General features: G+C 60.7%; 12 protein-coding genes. All 12 read left to right on the forward strand.

Annotated elements, in window-relative coordinates; genetic code table 11:
• The first annotated feature begins 401 nt into the window (after nt 1-401).
• The 12 genes from G5S37_RS03385 (at nt 402) to G5S37_RS03440 (ending at nt 19,360) form a co-directional block, all read left to right on the forward strand.
• Entirely contained in the window at nt 402-5,414 is a 5,013-nt protein-coding gene (locus G5S37_RS03385) for a PVC-type heme-binding CxxCH protein (protein WP_165200849.1), read from the forward strand.
• 75 nt (nt 5,415-5,489) lie between these two features.
• Complete coding sequence (locus G5S37_RS03390; protein ID WP_165200851.1) at nt 5,490-6,056, forward strand: SUKH-4 family immunity protein; 567 nt, start codon at nt 5,490-5,492, stop codon at nt 6,054-6,056.
• A gap of 32 nt (nt 6,057-6,088) precedes the next feature.
• A complete protein-coding gene (locus tag G5S37_RS03395) occupies nt 6,089-6,379 on the forward strand; it encodes a Dabb family protein (RefSeq protein WP_165200853.1) in 291 nt (96 codons plus the stop codon).
• A 474-nt stretch (nt 6,380-6,853) separates the two neighbouring features.
• A complete protein-coding gene (locus G5S37_RS03400) occupies nt 6,854-7,762 on the forward strand; it encodes a ParB/RepB/Spo0J family partition protein (protein ID WP_165200855.1) in 909 nt (302 codons plus the stop codon).
• 46 nt (nt 7,763-7,808) lie between these two features.
• Nucleotides 7,809-8,282: a nuclear transport factor 2 family protein gene (locus G5S37_RS03405; protein ID WP_206026292.1), complete on the forward strand. Its 474-nt coding sequence runs from the start codon at nt 7,809-7,811 to the stop codon at nt 8,280-8,282.
• A 39-nt stretch (nt 8,283-8,321) separates the two neighbouring features.
• A complete protein-coding gene (locus tag G5S37_RS03410; RefSeq protein ID WP_165200859.1) occupies nt 8,322-9,770 on the forward strand; it encodes a DUF2868 domain-containing protein in 1,449 nt (482 codons plus the stop codon).
• 156 nt (nt 9,771-9,926) lie between these two features.
• A complete protein-coding gene (locus G5S37_RS03415) occupies nt 9,927-11,372 on the forward strand; it encodes a DUF3482 domain-containing protein (RefSeq protein WP_165200861.1) in 1,446 nt (481 codons plus the stop codon).
• A 37-nt stretch (nt 11,373-11,409) separates the two neighbouring features.
• The gene (locus G5S37_RS03420) at nt 11,410-11,889 is read left to right on the forward strand and encodes a hypothetical protein (RefSeq protein ID WP_165200863.1); all 480 of its coding nucleotides are present in this window, start codon (nt 11,410-11,412) and stop codon (nt 11,887-11,889) included.
• A gap of 778 nt (nt 11,890-12,667) precedes the next feature.
• On the forward strand, nt 12,668-14,977 hold the full coding sequence (locus G5S37_RS03425) for a PQQ-binding-like beta-propeller repeat protein (RefSeq protein ID WP_165200865.1): 2,310 nt from the start codon (nt 12,668-12,670) through the stop codon (nt 14,975-14,977).
• Nucleotides 14,978-15,018: 41 nt separating this feature from the next.
• Nucleotides 15,019-16,647: a PQQ-binding-like beta-propeller repeat protein gene (locus tag G5S37_RS03430; protein ID WP_165200867.1), complete on the forward strand. Its 1,629-nt coding sequence runs from the start codon at nt 15,019-15,021 to the stop codon at nt 16,645-16,647.
• 199 nt (nt 16,648-16,846) lie between these two features.
• The gene (locus G5S37_RS03435) at nt 16,847-17,896 is read left to right on the forward strand and encodes a hypothetical protein (RefSeq protein WP_165200869.1); all 1,050 of its coding nucleotides are present in this window, start codon (nt 16,847-16,849) and stop codon (nt 17,894-17,896) included.
• A 24-nt stretch (nt 17,897-17,920) separates the two neighbouring features.
• A complete protein-coding gene (locus G5S37_RS03440) occupies nt 17,921-19,360 on the forward strand; it encodes an aldehyde dehydrogenase family protein (protein WP_165200871.1) in 1,440 nt (479 codons plus the stop codon).
• Nucleotides 19,361-19,403: the final 43 nt, after the last annotated feature.

Raw genomic sequence — 19,403 nt, forward strand, 5'->3', positions numbered from 1 at the left:
GAATGGAAGAGGACTTCCGTCAGGTGAAGAAGGGGGTGCGGTATCAAAGTAGAAGGGGGATGAACGCGACAGATCCAGATGCTGTGACGCGAAGCGTCCTTGGACTGCGTGCAGCCCTGCTGCCGCTTTGAAGAGTCCACAGCCTGCTGTGGCGATGGCGACACTCGCTCGTAAGGTGATGCGTCCAGAGAGAGTGGCGACTTCGTCGCGGTGACGCGTGCAGCAGGCTGCACTTTAGGAAAGCGGCAGCAGGGCTGCGCGCAGTCCAAGGCCTTCGGCACAAGTGTCGCTGAATGCTCATGGTACTTAAGTGCCCGCCTGCCGTATTCTTCTTCCAAGATGCCTTAGTGAAAAAGATGCTCTGCAATATGGCGCCGACTGGGACGGTAGATGTTGCCCGCATGACACGCGCTGCTTTTCTCCTCTGCACCCTCGCGCTTCTGGTTGTCGGAGCCCGGCTTTCATCCACGTCCGCATCTGCGCAGGAAACGGCCTCCACTTTCCGCGCTGGCGCTGCCGCGGTGGATGTCACCCCGCAGAAGTTCCCGGTCATCGTGAATGGAAACTTCACCGAGCGACTCGCCCAGCAGGCCAACGACAAACTCCATGCGCGTGCCATCGCGCTCGATGATGGAAACACCAAGCTCGTGCTCTGCGTGGTGGATACCTGCATGATGCCGCGCGAAGTCATCGACCAGGCGAAGTCCATCGTCGCGAAGGAGACCGGGCTGGACATCTCGCACATGACGGTGTCCGCCACGCATACGCATACGGCACCTGCGGCGATGGGTTGCCTGGGGAGTCGCATGGATCCGGAGTACACGAAGTGGCTGCCGGGCAAGGTCGCGGAGGCGATGATGGCAGCACTCAAAAACCTGCAACCTGCGAAGGTGGGCTGGGCATCCGTCGATGACTGGGAGCACACGCACAACCGCCGCTGGATCTACCGGCCCGACCGCATCCAGGCCGACCCCTTTGGAAATCCCACGGTGCGCGCCATGATGCATCCCGGTTATGAAAGCCCGAATCACGTGGGACCCTCCGGACCGGTGGACCCCGGGCTCAGCGTGCTGGCCTTGCAGACGAAGGACGGCAAGCCACTCGCTCTCTTCGCGAACTACTCGCAGCATTACTTCGGTGCCTCGGCGGTGTCCGCGGACTACTACGGCGCCTTCTGCAAGCACATGGCGAAGCTGCTGGGGCAAGCGTCAGGCGAGGGGCCATTCGTTGCCCTCATGTCGCAGGGCACCAGTGGTGACCTGATGTGGATGGATTACAGCAAGCCCAAGCAGAACATCACGATGGATGCGTATGCGGAAGCGGTGGCGAAGCGCGCGCTGGAGGCTTGGGGCAAGGTGGAGTTCCACGACAGCGTGCCGCTCGGCATCGTGGAGAAGAAGGTTCCGCTCACCTATCGCGTGCCGGATGAAGCCCGCTTGAAGTGGGCGCGTGAGACCATGGCCACGGTGAAGGACCGCCTGCCCACGAGCAAACCGGAGATCTATGCGAACGAGGCGATCCAGCTGCACGAGAAGCAGAAGACGGAACTCGTGCTGCAGGCGCTACGCATCGGTGACCTCGGCATCACCGCGTTGCCGAACGAAGTCTTCGCCATCACCGGATTGAAGCTGAAGGCGCAGTCACCTTTCGCCTCGCATTTTAATATTGAGCTGGCCAATGGCGCGGAGGGTTACATCCCTCCTCCGGAGCAGCACAAGCTCGGTGGCTACACCACCTGGCCCGCGCGTACGGCAGGGCTGGAGGTGCAGGCGGAACCGGTGATCGTGGACACCTTGCTGAAGGCCGCAGAGGAAGTGGCGGGCAAGCCACGCCGCAAAATGACGCAGGGCAGGGGAGCGTATGCGGAGACCATCCTCGGAGCGAAACCTCTGGCGTACTGGCGGCTCGATGAGGCGGTGATTCCCAAGGCCCATGATGCCACGGCGACGAAGGAACATGCCGCGGACATTGAGGACGGCGTTGCGCTCTATCTTGAAGGTCCCGCAGATGAGGCTTTCTCGGGAGAGGACATCAACCGTGCCATGCACTTCGCCGGCGGTCGCGTGCACGGGGAAGTGAAGGAACTGGGCGATACGTACAGCGTGGAGTTCTGGTTCTGGAATGGACTGCCGGAAGATGCGCGTCCGGTGACAGGGTATCTCTTCTCGCGCGGTCCGAACAAAGACCGTGCGTGTCCGGGAGATCATCTCGGCATCAGCGGCACGCATGCGGATGCGTCACCGGGTCGGCTCATGCTCTACAATGGCGATGGCCAGCGCAAACTCCTCGCAGGTTCCACCCTTCTTTCACTGAGGAGTTGGCACCATGTGGTGCTCACGCGCTCGAAGAATCAGGTCCGCGTGTATCTCGATGGCAGGACCAAGCCCGAGATCGAAGGCGAGCTGGAATACACGCTGCCGGAGGAGGTGAAGGACATCTTCCTTGGCGGACGCAGCGATGGCTTCGCGGGGCTCGAAGGCAAGCTGGATGAAGTCTCCCTCTATAATAGAGTACTCACGGCGGAGGAGGCCGCGGCGCATTACCATGCCTCCGGCCTGACACCGCCGCGAGCACGCACCGAGACCTCCGCACTTTCACCGGAGGAATCACTCAAACGCATTCATGTGCCGAAGGGATTCACTGTGGACCTGGTGGCTGCGGAACCACTCGTGCTGGACCCTGTGGCCTTCGATTGGGATGACCGTGGCCGCCTCTGGGTCGTGGAGATGGCGGACTATCCATTGGGCATGGATGGCAATGGCAAGCCCGGCGGTCGTGTCTCCATTCTTGAAGACACCAATCGGGACGGCAAATACGACAAGCGCACAGTCTTTGCGGAAGGCCTGCGTTTTCCCACCGGCATCCTCACGTGGCGCGATGGCTGCCTCATCACCGCCGCGCCGGAGGTGCTCCTGCTGCGTGACAAGGATGGCGATGGCAAGATGGATGAGAGCAAGGCGCTGCTCACCGGCTTCCTCGAAGGTAATCAACAACTCCGCGTGAATGGCCTCCGCTGGGGGCTCGATGGCTGGGTGTACTGCGCGAACGGCGGACACAACGCGAACTATGGCAAGGATATCCACATCACCTCCACGCTCACGGGGGAGAAGGTGGCACTGGGCAGTCGCGACTTCCGCTTCAAGCCGGACACGGGTGAAGTCGATCCGCTGAGCGGCCCCGCGCAGTTTGGTCGCACGCGCGATGCGTGGGGGCACTGGTTTGGCGTGCAGAACAGCTATCCTCTCTGGCACTATGCCTTGGAGGACCGCTACCTGCGTCGTAATCCCCATGTGGCCCCGCCTTCGCCGAAGGTCATGCTCACGGAGCCCAACGCCCGTGTGTTCCCCGCCAGTGCGCAGGAGAAGCGCTTCCACAGCTTTGACCAGGCAGGGCGCTTCACTTCGGCCTGCGGTCCCACCATCTATGGAGATGATGCCTTGTTTGGCCGTCGCGAGGGAGTCATGGATGCCTTCGTCTGCGAGCCCTTCCACAATGTGGTGCAGCACCTCGTGCTGGAAGAGGACGGCGCCACTTTCAAGGCATCGCGTGATCCTTCCGAGAAGCTCGACTTCTTCGCGAGTGAGGATCGCTGGTGTCGTCCCGTGATGGTGCGCACGGGTCCGGATGGTTCCCTGTGGGTAGCGGACATGTATCGCTATATGATTGAGCATCCGCAGTGGCTGCCCACGCAGGGCAAAGAGGAGTTGCTCGCGCACTATCGCGAAGGCGATGATCGCGGGCGCATGTATCGCGTGTTCGCGGGGACGAAGGCGCCGTCAGTCTATGCGGACCTGAGCAAGCTGGATGGCACAGGTCTTCTTTCCCTGCTCGCCAGCCCCAATTGCTGGCTGCGGGACAAGGCGCACATGATGCTGCTGTGGCATGGGGACAAATCCGTGGCGCCGCAGCTTGCGAGCTTCCTGCAGAATCATCCCAGCCCCTACACCCGCCTGCATGCGCTCTGGCTGCTGGACGGGCTTGGCGCGTTGGAAAGCGGTCACATCATCACCGCCCTCTCGGATTCGGTGGCGGGCATTCGCGAGAGCGCACTGCTTCTTGCGGAGAAGTCCAAGGACGATGCCGTGGTCATCAAGGCCGCATCTCTAGCTGCGGATCCCAGCGCGAAAGTGCAGTTGCAATTGCTGAATTCCCTCGGCGAATGGAAACATCCCGCGGCCAGCGCTGCCCTGGTGAAACTGGCTTCCTCCAAGCTCGACTCACCTCTGGAGAGAACAGCATTGGCGAGTTCCGCCACGGCACATCTGCCGGCGCTGGCCTCCGCGGCATCGTCGAACCCCACGCTCATGGAAACCGTCGTGCGCACCGCGCTCGGAAAGGGAGACAACGAAATCGTACGTGACCTCGCTGCTCCCGTGCTGGCGAAGGTAAACACCAGCGATGAGCCATCCCTCCGAAACGTGAGCACCCTGCTGCGGGCTTTGCGCGATGCCGGCAGTTCTCTTGATGCACTGGCTGCGAAGCAACCCGAAGACACTGCATGGCAGAAGCTGAAGCAGTCGAAGGAGGAGCTCCTGAAGAAGGTGCGTGAGTTTGCTGCCAGTGAGGACGCGACCCCTTCGCCAGTACGCCTCGTAGCCGCTGCCATCCTGATGACGGATGCCACGGAAGCCTGCGGAGCCATCGATTTGGTCGCACGCTGGATGCACACACCGGGAGCGGCGGATACGTTCGGTGAATGTGTAGCCCTACTCTCCTCCTCCTCAGATACTCGCATCCCAACGCTGTTGCTTGCGCAATGGAACGAGCGCACCCCACGCCAGCGCGAAGCGGTGCTGGATGCCCTGCTTGGCCGGGAAGCCTGGGCGTTGATGCTGCTGAAGGAGATTCAAGAAGGTCGCATCACCAGCAGCAGCCTCGATGCCCAGCGGCAGACACGCCTCTTCAAGCATCCCGCCAAGACCGTGAGCAAGCTCGCCGGCGAAGTCATCAAGGCACGGGACTCACGCCAGCAGGTGCTGGACAAGTTCCGCCCGGCGCTCTCGCTCACGGGTGATCCTGCGAAAGGGAAACAGACCTTCGCGCAGGCCTGCATCGCCTGCCATCAGCTTGAAGGCGTGGGCCTCGCCGTCGGTCCCGACCTGCGCTCCGTCGTTCAGCATCCGCCGGACAAGCTCTTCACCTCCATCCTGGATCCCAGCGCCATCATCGAGCCCGGGTTCACCGCTTACTTCTGCGACCTCAAGAGCGGCAGTCAGGTCTACGGCGCCATCGCGAGCGAGACCGGCAGCAGCGTCACCCTGCGCCTCGCCGATGGCAGCCTCAAGCCTGTGCTGCGCTCGGAAATCAACAAGCTGCAAAGCTCGAACCTGTCCCTCATGCCGGATGGCTTGGAGGCCCTGCTCACGCCGCAGTCACTGGCGGATTTGATTGCGTATCTGCGGCAGCCGAAGTGAAGTGGCACTGGTTGGTTGAAACGAATTCGTACGAAGCGGCTATTGTTTCGTGCACTGAACTCAGGCTGTTGAACGATGATGAATGCAGGTAGATTTGTTTCTCTTTGGAATGACTTGGTCAAGCAAGTGCGAATTCAGGCGGAAGCAGCGGGAGTACCCGAGGTTGCCGACGATTTGCAGCTGGTGAAGGCGCCACAGAGCCTGCTTTTAAATCCGCTCTTCCTACCGGACGCGGCACGATTCCTCGTAGAGGCAGGGCTTCCGGGAGGCTGTGCACCGTTCCTAACGTTCGAAGCGATTGCTCAGGGTCCCATTTCACTGACCCAGCTTCTCGATGATGACGAGGTTATTCCAACGGAGCTGTCGCGACTGGAGTCTTTCTTTGTTCTTGGTTCCGACAACTACGGCGACTCATTGTGTCTGGACGCCTCCCGAGGCGGCGCTATCGTATGCCTGAATCACGAGGACCGATTCCAGACCAGCCAGTTTGTAGCGTCCAGTGTCGCGACGCTTGCCGAAGCCCTGTTGCTCATCAATACCAAGGTCCCCTATTCGGAGTTCATCCGTCAACTGAGTCTGGTGGACTCTCCAGCCGCAAATGAGTCCGCGTATCTTCCGGTAGGGGCAAACCTGCCGGGCTGAACTGCCATCCCATAAGCTCCCCTCCATATCTCATGATCCGCCACACTGTCGTCTTCCGTTTGAATCACGCCGCAGGTTCCGCCGAGGAGCGCGACTTCCTTGATGCTGGACTGAAGCTCGCCGCTATTCCCGGTGTGGAGAAGTTCGAAGCCCTGCGGCAGGTCAGTGTGAAGAATCCCTACACGTTCGGCTTCTCCATGGAGTTCGCCTCACAAGAGGCTTACGACTTCTACAGCCAGCATCCGGACCACGTCCGCTTTGTGCAGGAGCGCTGGATTCCTGAGGTGGCGGAGTTCATGGAGATTGATTATGTGGCGGTTTAGGATCCGGGGGTGTTCATCACCTGTGATTGGTGTTGTTGGTTAAAATGTCTTCAGCATCCGGTGCTTTTGGGAGCGCTGATGCCACAGGGCGTATGAACGTCAGGATGAGGATGCGGAATCGGTGCCGAAGGCCTTGGACTGCGTGCAGCCCTGCTGCCGCTTTCCTCAAGTGCAGCCTGCTGCACGCTTCATCGCGACGGAGTCGCCAAGTATTTTGGACGCATTACCCCGGGAGCGAAGGTCACCATCGCTACAGCAGGCTGTAGACTCTGGAAAGCGGCAGCAGGGCTGCGCGCAGTCCAAGGACGCTGCGCGTCACAGCATCCGGATCTGTCGTGAATGGCACGTGATACGCCGGCCGGAGGCCAGCGCTCCCAGGGCTGCATTCGGCATTTCGCCTGAACAGGTCGGTAGCCATACCCCCTTTGCCACCGGGCTTGAGATTTCCGCAAAGGGTACTACTCTCCGCCTCCCATGGCTAAACCAGCACTCGGCAAAGGACTCGGAGCATTGATCGGCAAGGCTGCCGCTCAACCGCCTGGGTCTGTGCCTGTCTCCTTCACTCCGCAGCCCGCGCCGGGCGAAATGGTCCGCAAAGTTCCCCTCGGTGAGGTGGTGCCCAGTCCGCTGCAGCCGCGTAAGGAGTTTGCGCCCGAGCATCTTACGGAGCTGATGGATTCCATCCGTGAGCACGGCATCATCCAGCCGCTCATCGTGCGCCTCGTCCATGGGAAGCATGAACTCATCGCGGGTGAACGCCGTTTCCGCGCGAGCCGTGAGCTGGGTCTGAGCGAAGTGCCCGTCATCGTACGCACCGCCTCGGACAAGGACGTGCTGGAGATGGCGCTGATTGAGAACCTCCAGCGCGAGAATCTCAATCCCCTGGAAGAAGCGCAGGCCTATGTGCGCCTCGCCAAGGAATTCGGCCTGAAGCAGGAAGACATCGCCCAGCGCGTCGGCAAGAACCGCGCCACCGTGGCGAATGCCATCCGCCTTCTCGAGCTTCCTGGCGGCGTGCAAAATTACCTGCGCGACGGCAAGCTGAGCACCGGTCACGCGAAGGTGCTCCTCTCGCTGAAGAAGACCGAGGAAATCGAAATGGCCGCGGAGGAAGTCCTTCGCAAGTCACTCACCGTGCGTGCCACGGAGAAGCTGGTGGAGAGCATCCTCAACCCACCCGCGCCGAAGCCCAAGCCCTCAGCTCCGGATGCTGAGCTCAAGGTGGCGCTGGATTCCATCCAGACACGCCTCACGCGCCATCTCTCCACCGGCATCGCCATCCATCACGGTGAGAAAAAGGGCAAGGTCGAGATCGAGTACTACAGCGTAGATGATTTGAACCGCCTGCTCTCCGCCATGGGATTGCCGGATGATGTCGTCTAAGAGCAGCGGTCCTCATCTTCATCTTCCCTTTCACACTCCTCGCTTGATGTTTCCCCAGCACCCTTTGCATCGCAGTCTCTCCCTTTTGGCAGTGGCACTTCTGGCGCTGGTGCTGATTCCGTCCTGTGGAGCCGACACGCCGAAGCACCCGGATGACACCAACATCCGCGCGTTTCTCGACCGTTACTTCTCCACCTGGTCAGCCCAGGACATGGAGGGTTATGGAGCTTGCTTCGATTCCCAGGCCCGCATCCTGTTCGTCGACAAGGATGGCTCTGTGATGACCCAGGGTCTCACCGATTTCCTGCACGGCCAAAAGCTCGGCCATCAGCAATCCAGCGTGCCGATGGTGGAGAAGCCGCTCACCAAGGAGATCATGGGTGATGGGCGGGTCGTGCAGGCGAAGGTGACTTGGCTGCTGACCAAAGGCTCAAGTGAGACGCGTGGCACTGATTATTTCACCCTCAAGCGCGAGGGGCAGGGCTGGAAGATAGTCGCACTTGTCTTTAACAACGATTGAGGCAGGCTTTGCTGGTGACAAGACACACGTTCTTCCTGCTTGGCGTGCGAACCAATCGCAGGCAGGTTCTTCACAGTGAACTGGGATGACTTTCAGCAGGTCGCACGTGTTCGTGCCGTCGAAGAGACGGACGGGGACGCGCGCATCTGGGACAGCAACGCCCGCCGCGCAGGCACGGAGGAAGCGAAGCGCGTGTCCGGCTCCAATGTCGCGGCCTTCCTCTGCCGGCGCGCCAAAGCTTTGCTGACACGGACCAAGGAACCGGTGGAGGCCGTGCTCAGCATGCCGGTGGTACCCGGCTGGTTCGTCAGCACGGGATTGGTCGCAGCCTTTGGCCTCGGCTGGGCGCTGTCGGCAGTGGGGCAGGAGCGGGAGATCAATCTCCTCGCGCTGCCGCTCATGGGCATCCTCGCGTGGAATGCCATCGTGGTGATCATCAGCCTTGTTGCTCTCCTGCGTCCCTCTCGCGGGAATGTCAAAAGGACCCGTGTGGAGCAGTTCTTCCAGCGCATCTCCGCGTGGAAATCTCCCTCCGCGCAGAATGTCGTGGCGCGCCTCCCGCAGAGGGCTCGGGAGAGATTTCAGGAGCTGGCGAGCATGCCTTGGAGGGCGAGACTGACTTCGCGGTTCCGGGTGTGGTTGCATGTGGGCGCGGCGTTGATCGCCATCGGAAGTACCGCAGGCATGTTTGCGCGAGGCTGGTCGCGCGACTACCGCGCGGTATGGGAGAGCACCTTGCTGGAGGCGAATGGCGCCTCACGTTTCCTCGGCGCCCTCTTTGCTCCGGCGTCCGATGTCACCGGCATTCATGTCCCGCTGGAGAAGATTCCAGGCATGCAGCGGGTGGAGGGCAGGGATGCGCTGCACCCGGATTCCGCGCGCGACTGGATCATTCTGTACGGCGCCACGCTAGGCCTGCTGGTGGTGCTGCCGCGCTTCCTTCTCCTGCTGCTGGAGTCGGTACATACGCGTGCCATTCCACGACGCGCCTTGCAGAGTGTGGAATGGCAGACCTACGCCCGGCGTCTGCTTTCGCTGGTGGAGGGTGCGGGCGCACCTGCTCAAATTCTGACGCACGGTCTCTCCGCGGATGCGGCATCGCAGGACCGCTGGCGGCAGTGGGCGCACCTGCACTGGCGTGATGTGGGACATGTGGATTTCCAGGCCGTGCCGGTGGGTGCGGAGACGGAATTCATCGAGACGTGGCAGTCTGCCGCACCACGAGTGCTGCTGGTGTTTAACATGTCCAATGTTCCCGAGTCTGAAATCCAGCGTGAGCTGGCGGAGGGCATCATCGCGAAGCTGCATGCCAGTCTCTCTTCGGCGCCCTTGTTGCTGGCGCTCGATGGAAGGGAACTGCGCCAGCGCTGGGCAGGATTTGCAGATGGAGAGTCACGATTGTCCGAGCGCCTGGCATCGTGGCGTGAGATTATGAATGGTCTGCCCGTGGAATGGTTGCAGGCGGAGGTGGAGATGGGAACTCGATGAGAAGAATCTACCGCTGCCGACAGCCACGAGCTGCGATGATGTCGCGTGTGATTGTTGTAGGACCTTTGGCCGTCTCATGTCGCATTGACGAAGCCGCGCCCTGTGGCAATGCATGGTGTTCAACTGTTTTTCTGACTGCTCTCGCTCCGCACTGACGTGGCTTCCATCACCCTCAGCCTCATTTCCCATACGAACGCGGGCAAGACCACGCTCGCGCGGACGCTGTTGCGTCGTGATGTGGGAGAGGTGCGGGATGCGGCGCACGTCACGCTTTTCAATACCTCCTACACCTTGATGGAGACGGAGGATGCGTCCCTCGTGCTGTGGGACACACCCGGCTTCGGGGATTCCGCGCGCCTGCTGAAGAGATTGCAGCGCATGGATCGCCCGCTCGTCTGGTTCTTCAGCCAGATGTGGGATCGCATCACGGACAAGCCCTTCTGGTGCAGCCAGCAGGCCCTCGGCAATGTGCGCGAGGAGGCAGACGTGGTGCTCTACCTGGTGAATGCCAGCGAGTCACTCGCCGGCGGCACGTTTGTAGAAGCGGAGATGGAAATCCTCGGCTGGCTCGGCAAGCCGGTGCTGGTGCTGCTGAATCAGACCGGCGTCCCGCGCCCCATGGAGGAGGAGGCTGCGGAGGAGCGCCTGTGGCGCAATCACCTCACGAAGTTCCCCATCGTGAAATCCGTGCTGAACATGGATGCCTTCTCCCGCTGCTGGGTGCAGGAGGGCGAACTGATGCGCGCCATCGCCGAAGTCCTTCCAGTGGAAAAGAAGGATGACTTCGCCATCGTGGAGAAGGCGTGGAACACGCGGAACGAAGACGTGTTCCGCAAGTCCATGCGTGCCCTCGCGCATCAGCTCACGGCGAATGCGCTCGATGGAGTGCCCGTGAAACCGGTCGGCTTCCTGGAGAAGTCCCTGCGCAGCGTGGCGGATGCCTTGCACGTGCCCATGCCGGAAGCGGATGCTGAGCGTGCTGCAGCACGGCAGAAGCTGTGTGAATCCCTTTCCGCCCGCATGGAGCAGACGGTGAATGAACTGCTCGCGCTGCACGGACTGGAGGGCGATGCCGGTCGCGAACTGCTGGAAGCAGCGCAGACGGACTTCTCCGAGCCGCAGAAGATGGATGTTGCAGCCACTAGCCTCGTGAGCGGCGCGGTGAGCGGTGGGCTTGCGGGATTGATTGCCGACCTCAAGGCTGGCGGTCTCACCTTTGGTGGTGGCGCCCTGGTCGGTGCGGTGATTGGCGTGTTCGGCAGCTACCGTTTGATCAAGGCCTTCAATCTCGATCGCGGTGAAGACAACAAGCTTCACTGGAGTCGTGAACATTTCCGTGAGCAGGTGAAGCTCGCGCTGCTCAGCTACCTTGCCGTGGCGCACTTCGGACGCGGACGTGGCGCATGGAAGCGTGATCCGCGTCCCGCGCACTGGCAGGAGCAGGTGAGTCAGCTCGTGGACAATGCCAAGGCGCGCGTCGACTCCATCTGGAAGCACTCATCCCGTGCCGACGTCGGCGTGGCGAGTGTGAATGAGGAAGTGGAGACGATGATGCGCGAGCTCGGCGACACCACGTTGAAGAAGCTGTACCCGGCACACTGATTCATCCCGGCAATGACACGGTATCCGTGTGATGTGCATGATGATCCGCCGCATCGATGCGCGCGATGTTCATCATCATGAATGCTTGAGCATCACGCGGAGGAACATCATCACCAAAAAAAAGCTCTCCGGTCTTTCGACCGGAGAGCTAGCGATCCAGCAACCAATACGAGGATCGGAACGAAAGGGTACAACAAACGGGTTGCGACCAATCGGCCTGCCAAACGTGAGTCCGCACAGACAGTCGAATCATAAAATCTTTTGGGAAGGCGTCAATTGCAGGGGGGGACTTTTTCAAAAACAGACTCTCATTCTCAGTTTTGAGAGGGTGCAACACACCCATTTTACGAAAATTTTAGGATTTTTCCGTTTGACAGGGGTGCCAGAAGAAAGATTTGGCCCGGAAAAATCATTTATTCATGGAGAAATTTCACATTTCTTTACCGTCCAACTTGGCGTGGGGGGCGTAACCGGTAGCCCTGAAATGCCTCGAAAAGAGGTGACTGACGAGTTTTGAGGCAAGCCGGCGGGGAGGGGCGGATGCGGCAAATCCCGAGTTTCGGCGATGACCTTCGCGGCGGTGCATCCCGGTTTGTGAGGTTCGTCCGAGAGGTTCACATTTCACAGTCATCGTGCTTGTCGTTTAGATCTCTTCGCGATCATTGACTGCATTCCAACGGGGATGACATGTGTGCGCGACTCAATATTGAAATCGTGATGCGAGCATCCATTCGTCACGCAGATGGGTGCATTTTCCAACGCGTTGTTGAAGCGTTTTCGGTTCGCGACGTTCTTCCATGCAAACGTCCCTCCTCCAACAATGCGGTAGGGATGTGCTCCTGCGCGTCCCACTTCAGGTGGGCGGAGGCGGTGCGGAGCTTTGGCGTGAAATCGCCTGCGACGTTGCAGCAACCCACTGCCTCCGCCCGCTATATGCGGACGCGCAGGAGCGCATCCCTACCGTCCATTTTTGGGAGAGGGAGGCTTTCGTCCGGGGCGAGTGGCGCATCATGTTCTCGGCCTGAATCTTTAAGTGCCGAATCCGAAATCCGGAAAAAGTGCTCTGCGTCCCGTCCAAAACGTACCTCCCCGGTAGTTCAAATCACGTCCCTCTCCCGTGTCCTGCGCGGGAGGGTTCCCACCCTGCGTCAGACATGCTGCCTCTGATAGATTTCTCCCAGACCTCCCGTTCCTTCGCTCCGCGTTGCGGCGCTCGGACCGGTTTGCGCTTTTGGTTGAAGTCGTTAGGCGCCCCGTGTTGAGTTTTGCCCCGCCGTTTTTCCCACCAATCCGTCATGACCCTGCTGCATCATCGCCACCTGGCTCTACTTGCCGTCGGACTCTCCGTCTTCGCCCCGGCCGTCACCCCCGCTTCGGCGGCAGACGCCGGCAAAGGAAAGAACAATTGGACCACCTGGCGTGGACCTTACCAGAATGGAGTCTCTGCGGAACACTATAAGAACGGCAAGCTGAACTCCACCCCTGCCTGGGTGTATGACAGCAATGGCCGCGGCGCTCCCGTGGTGTGTGACGGCAAGGTCTTTTCCTGGGGCTACCGTGGCAAGGAAGGCAACCTCGTGGAACTGCTCACCTGCCTCGATGCCGCCACTGGCAAGAAGCTGTGGGAGCACGAGTTCCAGGATTTCCTGAGCGATACCATTTATGACCGGTACTCAATCGGTGCCCCTGCGGTCGACCCCGTGACGAAGCGTGTCTATCTGATCACGCACTACGGCATGTTCTCCTGTTATGACTTCGACGGGAAACTCCAGTGGACCATCTCGACGATGGAAGACTACGGCCGCATGAGCTTCCCGAACGCGCGTGTAGGCACGCCGGTGATCGAAGGCGACCTCGTCATCATCCACGGCATCACTTCCAACTGGGGTGCTGACGGCCCTGCCGCCGACCGCTTCTATGCGTATGACAAGATCACCGGCGAGCTCGTGTGGTGGTCCCGTCCCGGCATCGTCCCGCCGGTGGACAGCTCCTTTTCCACGCCGGTGTTCGAAACGCGCGACGGCAAGCGCGTGTTCTACTCCGGCACCGGCTGCGGCAACGTGGTCTGCGTGAATGCCCGCACTGGCAAGCCGCTCTTCCGTTTCCAGGCAGCGAAGAACGGGGTGAATGCCTCCGTGCTGTTGTACAAGAACAACATCATCGCCATCCATGGCGATGAAAACGTGGACTCCTCCGAGAAGGGCCGCCTCGCCTCCATCAAGATTCCTGAGAAGCTCGCTCCGAATATCAGCCCTGAAGGCGAACTCATCCCGCTCGCTACGGCAGATGTGGAAGCCTGGCGCTCTCCCGTGGGTTCAAGCAACGGTTCGCCCGTGCTGGTCGGTAATCGCATCTATCAGATGGACGACACCGGCGTGCTCAACGTCGTGAACGCGGACACGGGTGAGACACTCTGGACCAAGAAGATGGCCACCAGCAACATCCACTCCTCCCCGCTCTATGTGGATGGCCTGCTGTACCTCACCCTTCTCGATGGCCGTCTCGTGGTAATGAAGCCCGGCGACAAGGATGGCGAAATCCTCCAGGAAGTGAAGCTAGATGGCCAGTGCCTCGGCGCTCCCGTGGTGTGCAATGGCCAGCTCTTCGTCCACACGACGGAGAAGTTCTACTGCTTCACCATCGAGAACAAGGACATCACGACCGACACGATTGCCGCTCCAGAAATTCCGAAGGCTGGCAAGCCCGCCTCGCTGCAGGCCATCCCTGCGGAAGTGGTGCTCACCCCTGGCGCATCTCAGAAGTTCCGCGTGCGTGAACTCGATGCCAACGGCTTCGTTGTAGGCGAGGCCAAGAATGTGAAGTGGGAGTCCTTCATCCCGCCGACCGCTCGCGTGAAGAGCACCCTGGACGCCAAGTTCAACGACAAGGGCGAACTGGTCGCTGGTCCTGAAGCCCACCTCTCCGCCGGCGCGTTCAAGGCCACGGGTGAAGGCGGCATCTTCGGCACCATTCGTGGTCGCCTGCTGCAGAACCTTCCCATCAATGCTGACTTCAACAACGTCGAGTTGAACGAGGAGCAGCCTCAGGAGCACATCAAGTTCGCCTTCCCGCCGCTGCCGTGGATCGGCGCCCGCCTGAAGTTCGACGTGCGTGAGCTGAACGGTGAGAAGGTCTTCGCGAAGACGTTTGATCGCATCCTCTTCCAGCGTGCCACGTCGTTCATCGGGAAGTCCGACCTGTCCAACTACACCATGCAGGCGGATGTGCTCACCGAGGGCAGCGCCCGCGTGAAGTCGGACATCGGTGTCATCAACCAGCGCTACATGATCGTGCTGCGTGGCAATGCCGGCCAGCTTGAAGTGAGCTCCAACATGGAGCGCCTCAAGGCGACCGCTCCCTACAAGATCAAGGCGAACACCTGGTACACCCTGAAGACCCGCGTGGATGCGAATGCCAATGGCGACGGCGGCGGCACCGTGCGTGCGAAGGCCTGGGAAAAAGGCCAGCCGGAGCCAGAAGCCTGGACCATTGAAGTGCCGCTGGCACGTATCCATAAGAATGGATCCCCGGGCATCTTCAGCTTCACGCAGATGAACCAGAAGCGCGCCTTCCTCGACAACATTTCCGTGACCCCGAACAAGTAACCGCCGCCACCACCAACCCCACCACCACTTAGTTACCTGCGATGAACAAGAAAACTGTCCTCATCCTCGCGGCGGGCCTCGCCTGGGGCTGTCTGCATGCTGCCGACCACCCCCAGTGGGGCGGCGTGAACACGCGCAACATGGTGTCCGATGAAAAGGGCCTGCCTGTGGAAATGGAACCCGGCAAGAAGCTGGGACCAAAGGCGGCGCCGAAGACGGCGGGTCGTCTCCGTCCGGATGCGCAGGAAGCGAATGCCGCTCCCGGCGCGGAAGACATCGACATGTCCACCACCAAGAACTGCCTCTGGGTGGCCAAGCTTGGTTCGCAGACCTACGGCTCGCCCATCATCGCAGATGGCAAAGTGTATGTCGGCACGAACAACGAAAGCCCGCGGAATCCCAAGCACATTGGTGACCGTGGTATCGTGATGTGCTTCGAAGAGAAGACGGGCAAGTTCCTCTGGCAGCTCGTGAGTCCGAAGATGGGCACCGGCAAGGTGAACGACTGGGAGTACCTCGGCATCTGCGGTTCTCCCACCATTGTGGGCAAGAAGGGTTACGTCCCCGGCAACCGCTGCCAGATCATCTGTTTCGATGTGGATGGCATGGCCAACGGCAACCAGGGCATGCAGGACGAGGCCCAGTTCATGGCGGCTCCCGGACCTGATGGCAAACCGGTGCCGGTGGAGCCAGGACCCACGGACTGCGACATCCTCTGGGTGTATGACATGTACAAGGAGCTTGGCGTGTTCCAGCACAACGCGACTTCCGGTTATCCCCTCGTGGTCGGTGACAAGGTCTTTGTCCCCACCTGCAATGGCGTGGACTGGACCCACTCGAACATCCCCGCGCCGAACGCCCCCAGCTTCATCATGCTGAATGCCGAAACCGGCGAACTGCTCGGTGAAATGGATCACGTGGTCAGCGAGCGCGTGCTGCACTGCTCCTGGTCCTCGCCTGTCGAAACCACGGTGAATGGCGTGCAGCAGATCATCTTCGCCGCAGGCGATGGCTGGATCTACGGCATGGCCCCTGAAACCAAGAAGAATGACGAAGACCTCGACATCCTGAAGGAATACTGGCGCTATGATGCGAATCCCCCGGAATACCGGAAAGATGACAGCGGCAAACCCCGCAAGTATGCCGAGTTCGACGGCCCCAGCGAAATCATCGCCACCCCGGTGTATTATGATGGTCTCGTGTATGTGCCCATCGGTCAGGACCCCGAGCACGGTGAAGGTCTTGGCATGATCAGCGCCATCGACCCCACCAAGACCGGTGACTTCAGCGGCCAGGCCGTGTGGACCTTCAAGGGCATCGAGCGCTCCATCAGCACTCCGGCCATCAAGGATGGTCTCATCTATGTGGCGGACTACACCGGCCGCCTCTTCTGCCTGGATGCCAAGACCGGCAAGGAGTACTGGAAGTACGACACCAAGGGCCACATCTGGGCCAGCCCGCTCGTGGCGGATGGCAAGGTGTACATCGGCAACGAAGAAGGCGAACTCTTCATCCTCGCCGGAGGCAAGGAGATGAAGGAGCTCGGCGTGATTGAATTCCCCGCTCCCATCATGGGTGGCGTGAGCGCGGCTAATGGCGTGCTCTACGTGGCAAGCCACACCCACCTGTACGCCTTCAAGCAGGGCGCCCAGGGTGTCGCCAAGAATTGAATCACTTTCTACGCTGGAGTTGCTCCCAACGTGAACTGAACCTGTCCTGCCCCCGGCGATTGCCCTGTCCAAAGTGCGCGCCGGGGGCACTTTCTCTTCCGGAGAACCGGGACAGTGGCAGGCTGGCGAAACCTTGCTAAGATTTCCGCCCCCAGTTCACCCTCCGCCCACCACCTCTTCCCTCGCATCGCTCAAGACCATGACTGCTCAAGACCGCCTCGAAGCCCATCTGAAAGAAATCATCCAGTGGCACTTCTCGCCTGAAACCGGCTGCCAGTTCTGGCTCGACTGGGCAAAGAAAAACTTCGATCCCCGCCAGGAGATCAAGTCCATGGAGGACATGAAGAAGTTCCCCCACTTCCAGGATGAGTGGCTGCGTGACCTTCAGCCCGAAGTGTGGGTGCCTGCCGCGTTCAAGGGCAAGCCCTTCAACATCTTCGAAACCGGCGGCACCACCGGCATGCCGAAGCAGCGCATCGGCTGGGAGGACTACAAGACGGACTACAGCGAGTTCTCCACCAAGATTTCGGACGAGCATTTCCCGCCCGGCGGCGCCTGGTTGATGATGGGACCCACCGGTCCGCGCCGTTTGCGCCTCGCCATTGAGCACCTTGCCAATGTGCGCGGCTCCTCCTGCTATTTCATCGACCTCGACCCGCGCTTCGTGAAGAAGCTCATCTCGAACAAGCAGTTCGACGTGGCGCGCCAGTACATGGACCACGTGGTGGACCAGGCGGCGACCATCCTGAAGCATCGCAAGGTCAGCGGTCTCTTCACCACGCCCAAGCTGCTCGAAGCGCTCGCGGAGAAGGTGGACGTTTATGAAGCCGGCATCCGCGGTGTGTTCTGCGGTGGTACCACCATGGCGCCGCAGTATGTGCGCTTCATCGTGGAAGAAGTGCTGGAAGGTCGCATCGGTTTCTATCCCACCTATGGCAACACGCTCATGGGCTTGGCCGCCAGCGTGCCGCTCCAGAAGGAGGACAACTACTCCATCACTTACTACGCTCCGCAGCCTCGCGCCGTGCTTCGCGTCGTGAAGCCGGACGACACCAAGGTGACCGTGGATTACGACACCTGGGGTCGTGTGGAACTCACCACGTTGACGAAGGAGTTCTTCATGCCGCGCTTCCTGGAGCGTGATGAAGCCCTCCGTCGCAAGCCACGCGCTCCCTATGAGTGGGACGGCGTGGCCGAGGTGCGTCCCTTCGGCGCCATGGAGAACAAGATCGTGGAAGGCGTGTATTAATCTGTAGCCAGTCAGCGTGACATCATGAGCAGCATCCCGCACCTACCCGCCCTGCGCAAAGGGCAGCCCTATGAAAGCCTCGACAAGGTCGAGGTGAAGGACCACCGCACCGGCGAGGTCATGGCGACCGTGAGCCAGGTGAATGCCGGCATCCTTCGGCGTGACCTCAACCGCATCGGTGAGGCGCGGCAGGCGCTGCGCAAGTTCACCGTGGACCAGCTCATCGCCATCTCCGCGAAGGCGGGTGAGCTGTTTTCCGAAGGCACGCTGCCTTTTGGTGACAAGGGGCACACCCAGACCGTCGAGCAGTACACGGAAACGCTTTCCCGCACCAGCGGCCTGCCGCATGTGATGGTGAAGCGCAACATCGCCAAGGTCACGGACGCGCTGAAGAACATGCGCACCGTGCTCAATGGCCTGACGCGTGGCCTGGACACCAGCGTGATCGACATCGGCTTCGGAGAGCAGGCCGGCTGCCCGGTGAGCTATTATCCCACGACGAATGCGCTGGGCCTCGTGATGCCGAGCAATTCCCCTGCGGTGAATTCCCTGTGGCTTCCCGCGATCGCGCTGAAGACTCCGGTGATCATCAAGCCGGGCCGTGAAGAACCCTGGACGCCGTATCGTCTCATTCAGGCCTTCATCGCCGCTGGCGCTCCTGCCGAGGCCTTCGGCTTCTATCCCACCGACCACGAAGGCTCCGGTGAAGTGATGAAGATCTGCGGACGCGCGCTCATCTTCGGTGATGCGAACACGGTGGCCCAGTACAAGGACAATCCGAAGTATGAGTGCCACGGTCCTGGCTTCAGCAAGATTCTGATTGGCGCGGATGAAATCGAGCGCTGGCCCGAGTTCATCGACCTCATTGCCGGTTCCATTTCCGACAACGGTGGCCGCTCCTGCATCAACGCCTCCGCGGTGGTGGTGCCGAAGTACGGCAAGGAAATCGCCGAGGCTCTCGCGAAGAAGCTCGGCCCTGTGGCCCCGACTTCACCTGACGATCCCGAAGCAAGGCTCTCCGGCTTTGCCAATCCGAAGATGGCCGAGTTCATCGACGGTGCGATCGAGAACGGCCTCAAGGAACCCGGCGCTGAGGACATCACGGCGAAGTATCGCGGTGGTCCCCGCAAGGCCGAGCGCGATGGCGGCGTGTACATGCGCCCCACGATTGTCTATTGCGATTCCTTCAAGCACACGCTCAGCAACAAGGAATACCTCTGCCCCTACGCCAGCGTGGTGGAGGTGCCGCAGGCAGACATGCTCGCGCAGATTGGACCTTCACTCGTGGTCACCGCCATCACGAAGGACCCGCGCTTCATCGAGCAGCTCTTGGAGTCACCGCTCATCGAGCGCCTGAACATTGGACCCATCTCGACGATGCGCATCTCCTGGAACCAGCCGCATGAGGGGAACATGTTTGAGTTCCTCTACAAGCGCCGCTCCATCGAAGTCGCGCAGAACTAGCCAGGTTCTGCCGCCGTCGTTCTTCCATCTCAGTTCAAGCCCC

This window comes from Roseimicrobium sp. ORNL1 (genome assembly GCF_011044495.1).
In the GTDB taxonomy this organism is placed as follows: Bacteria; Verrucomicrobiota; Verrucomicrobiia; order Verrucomicrobiales; family Verrucomicrobiaceae; genus Roseimicrobium.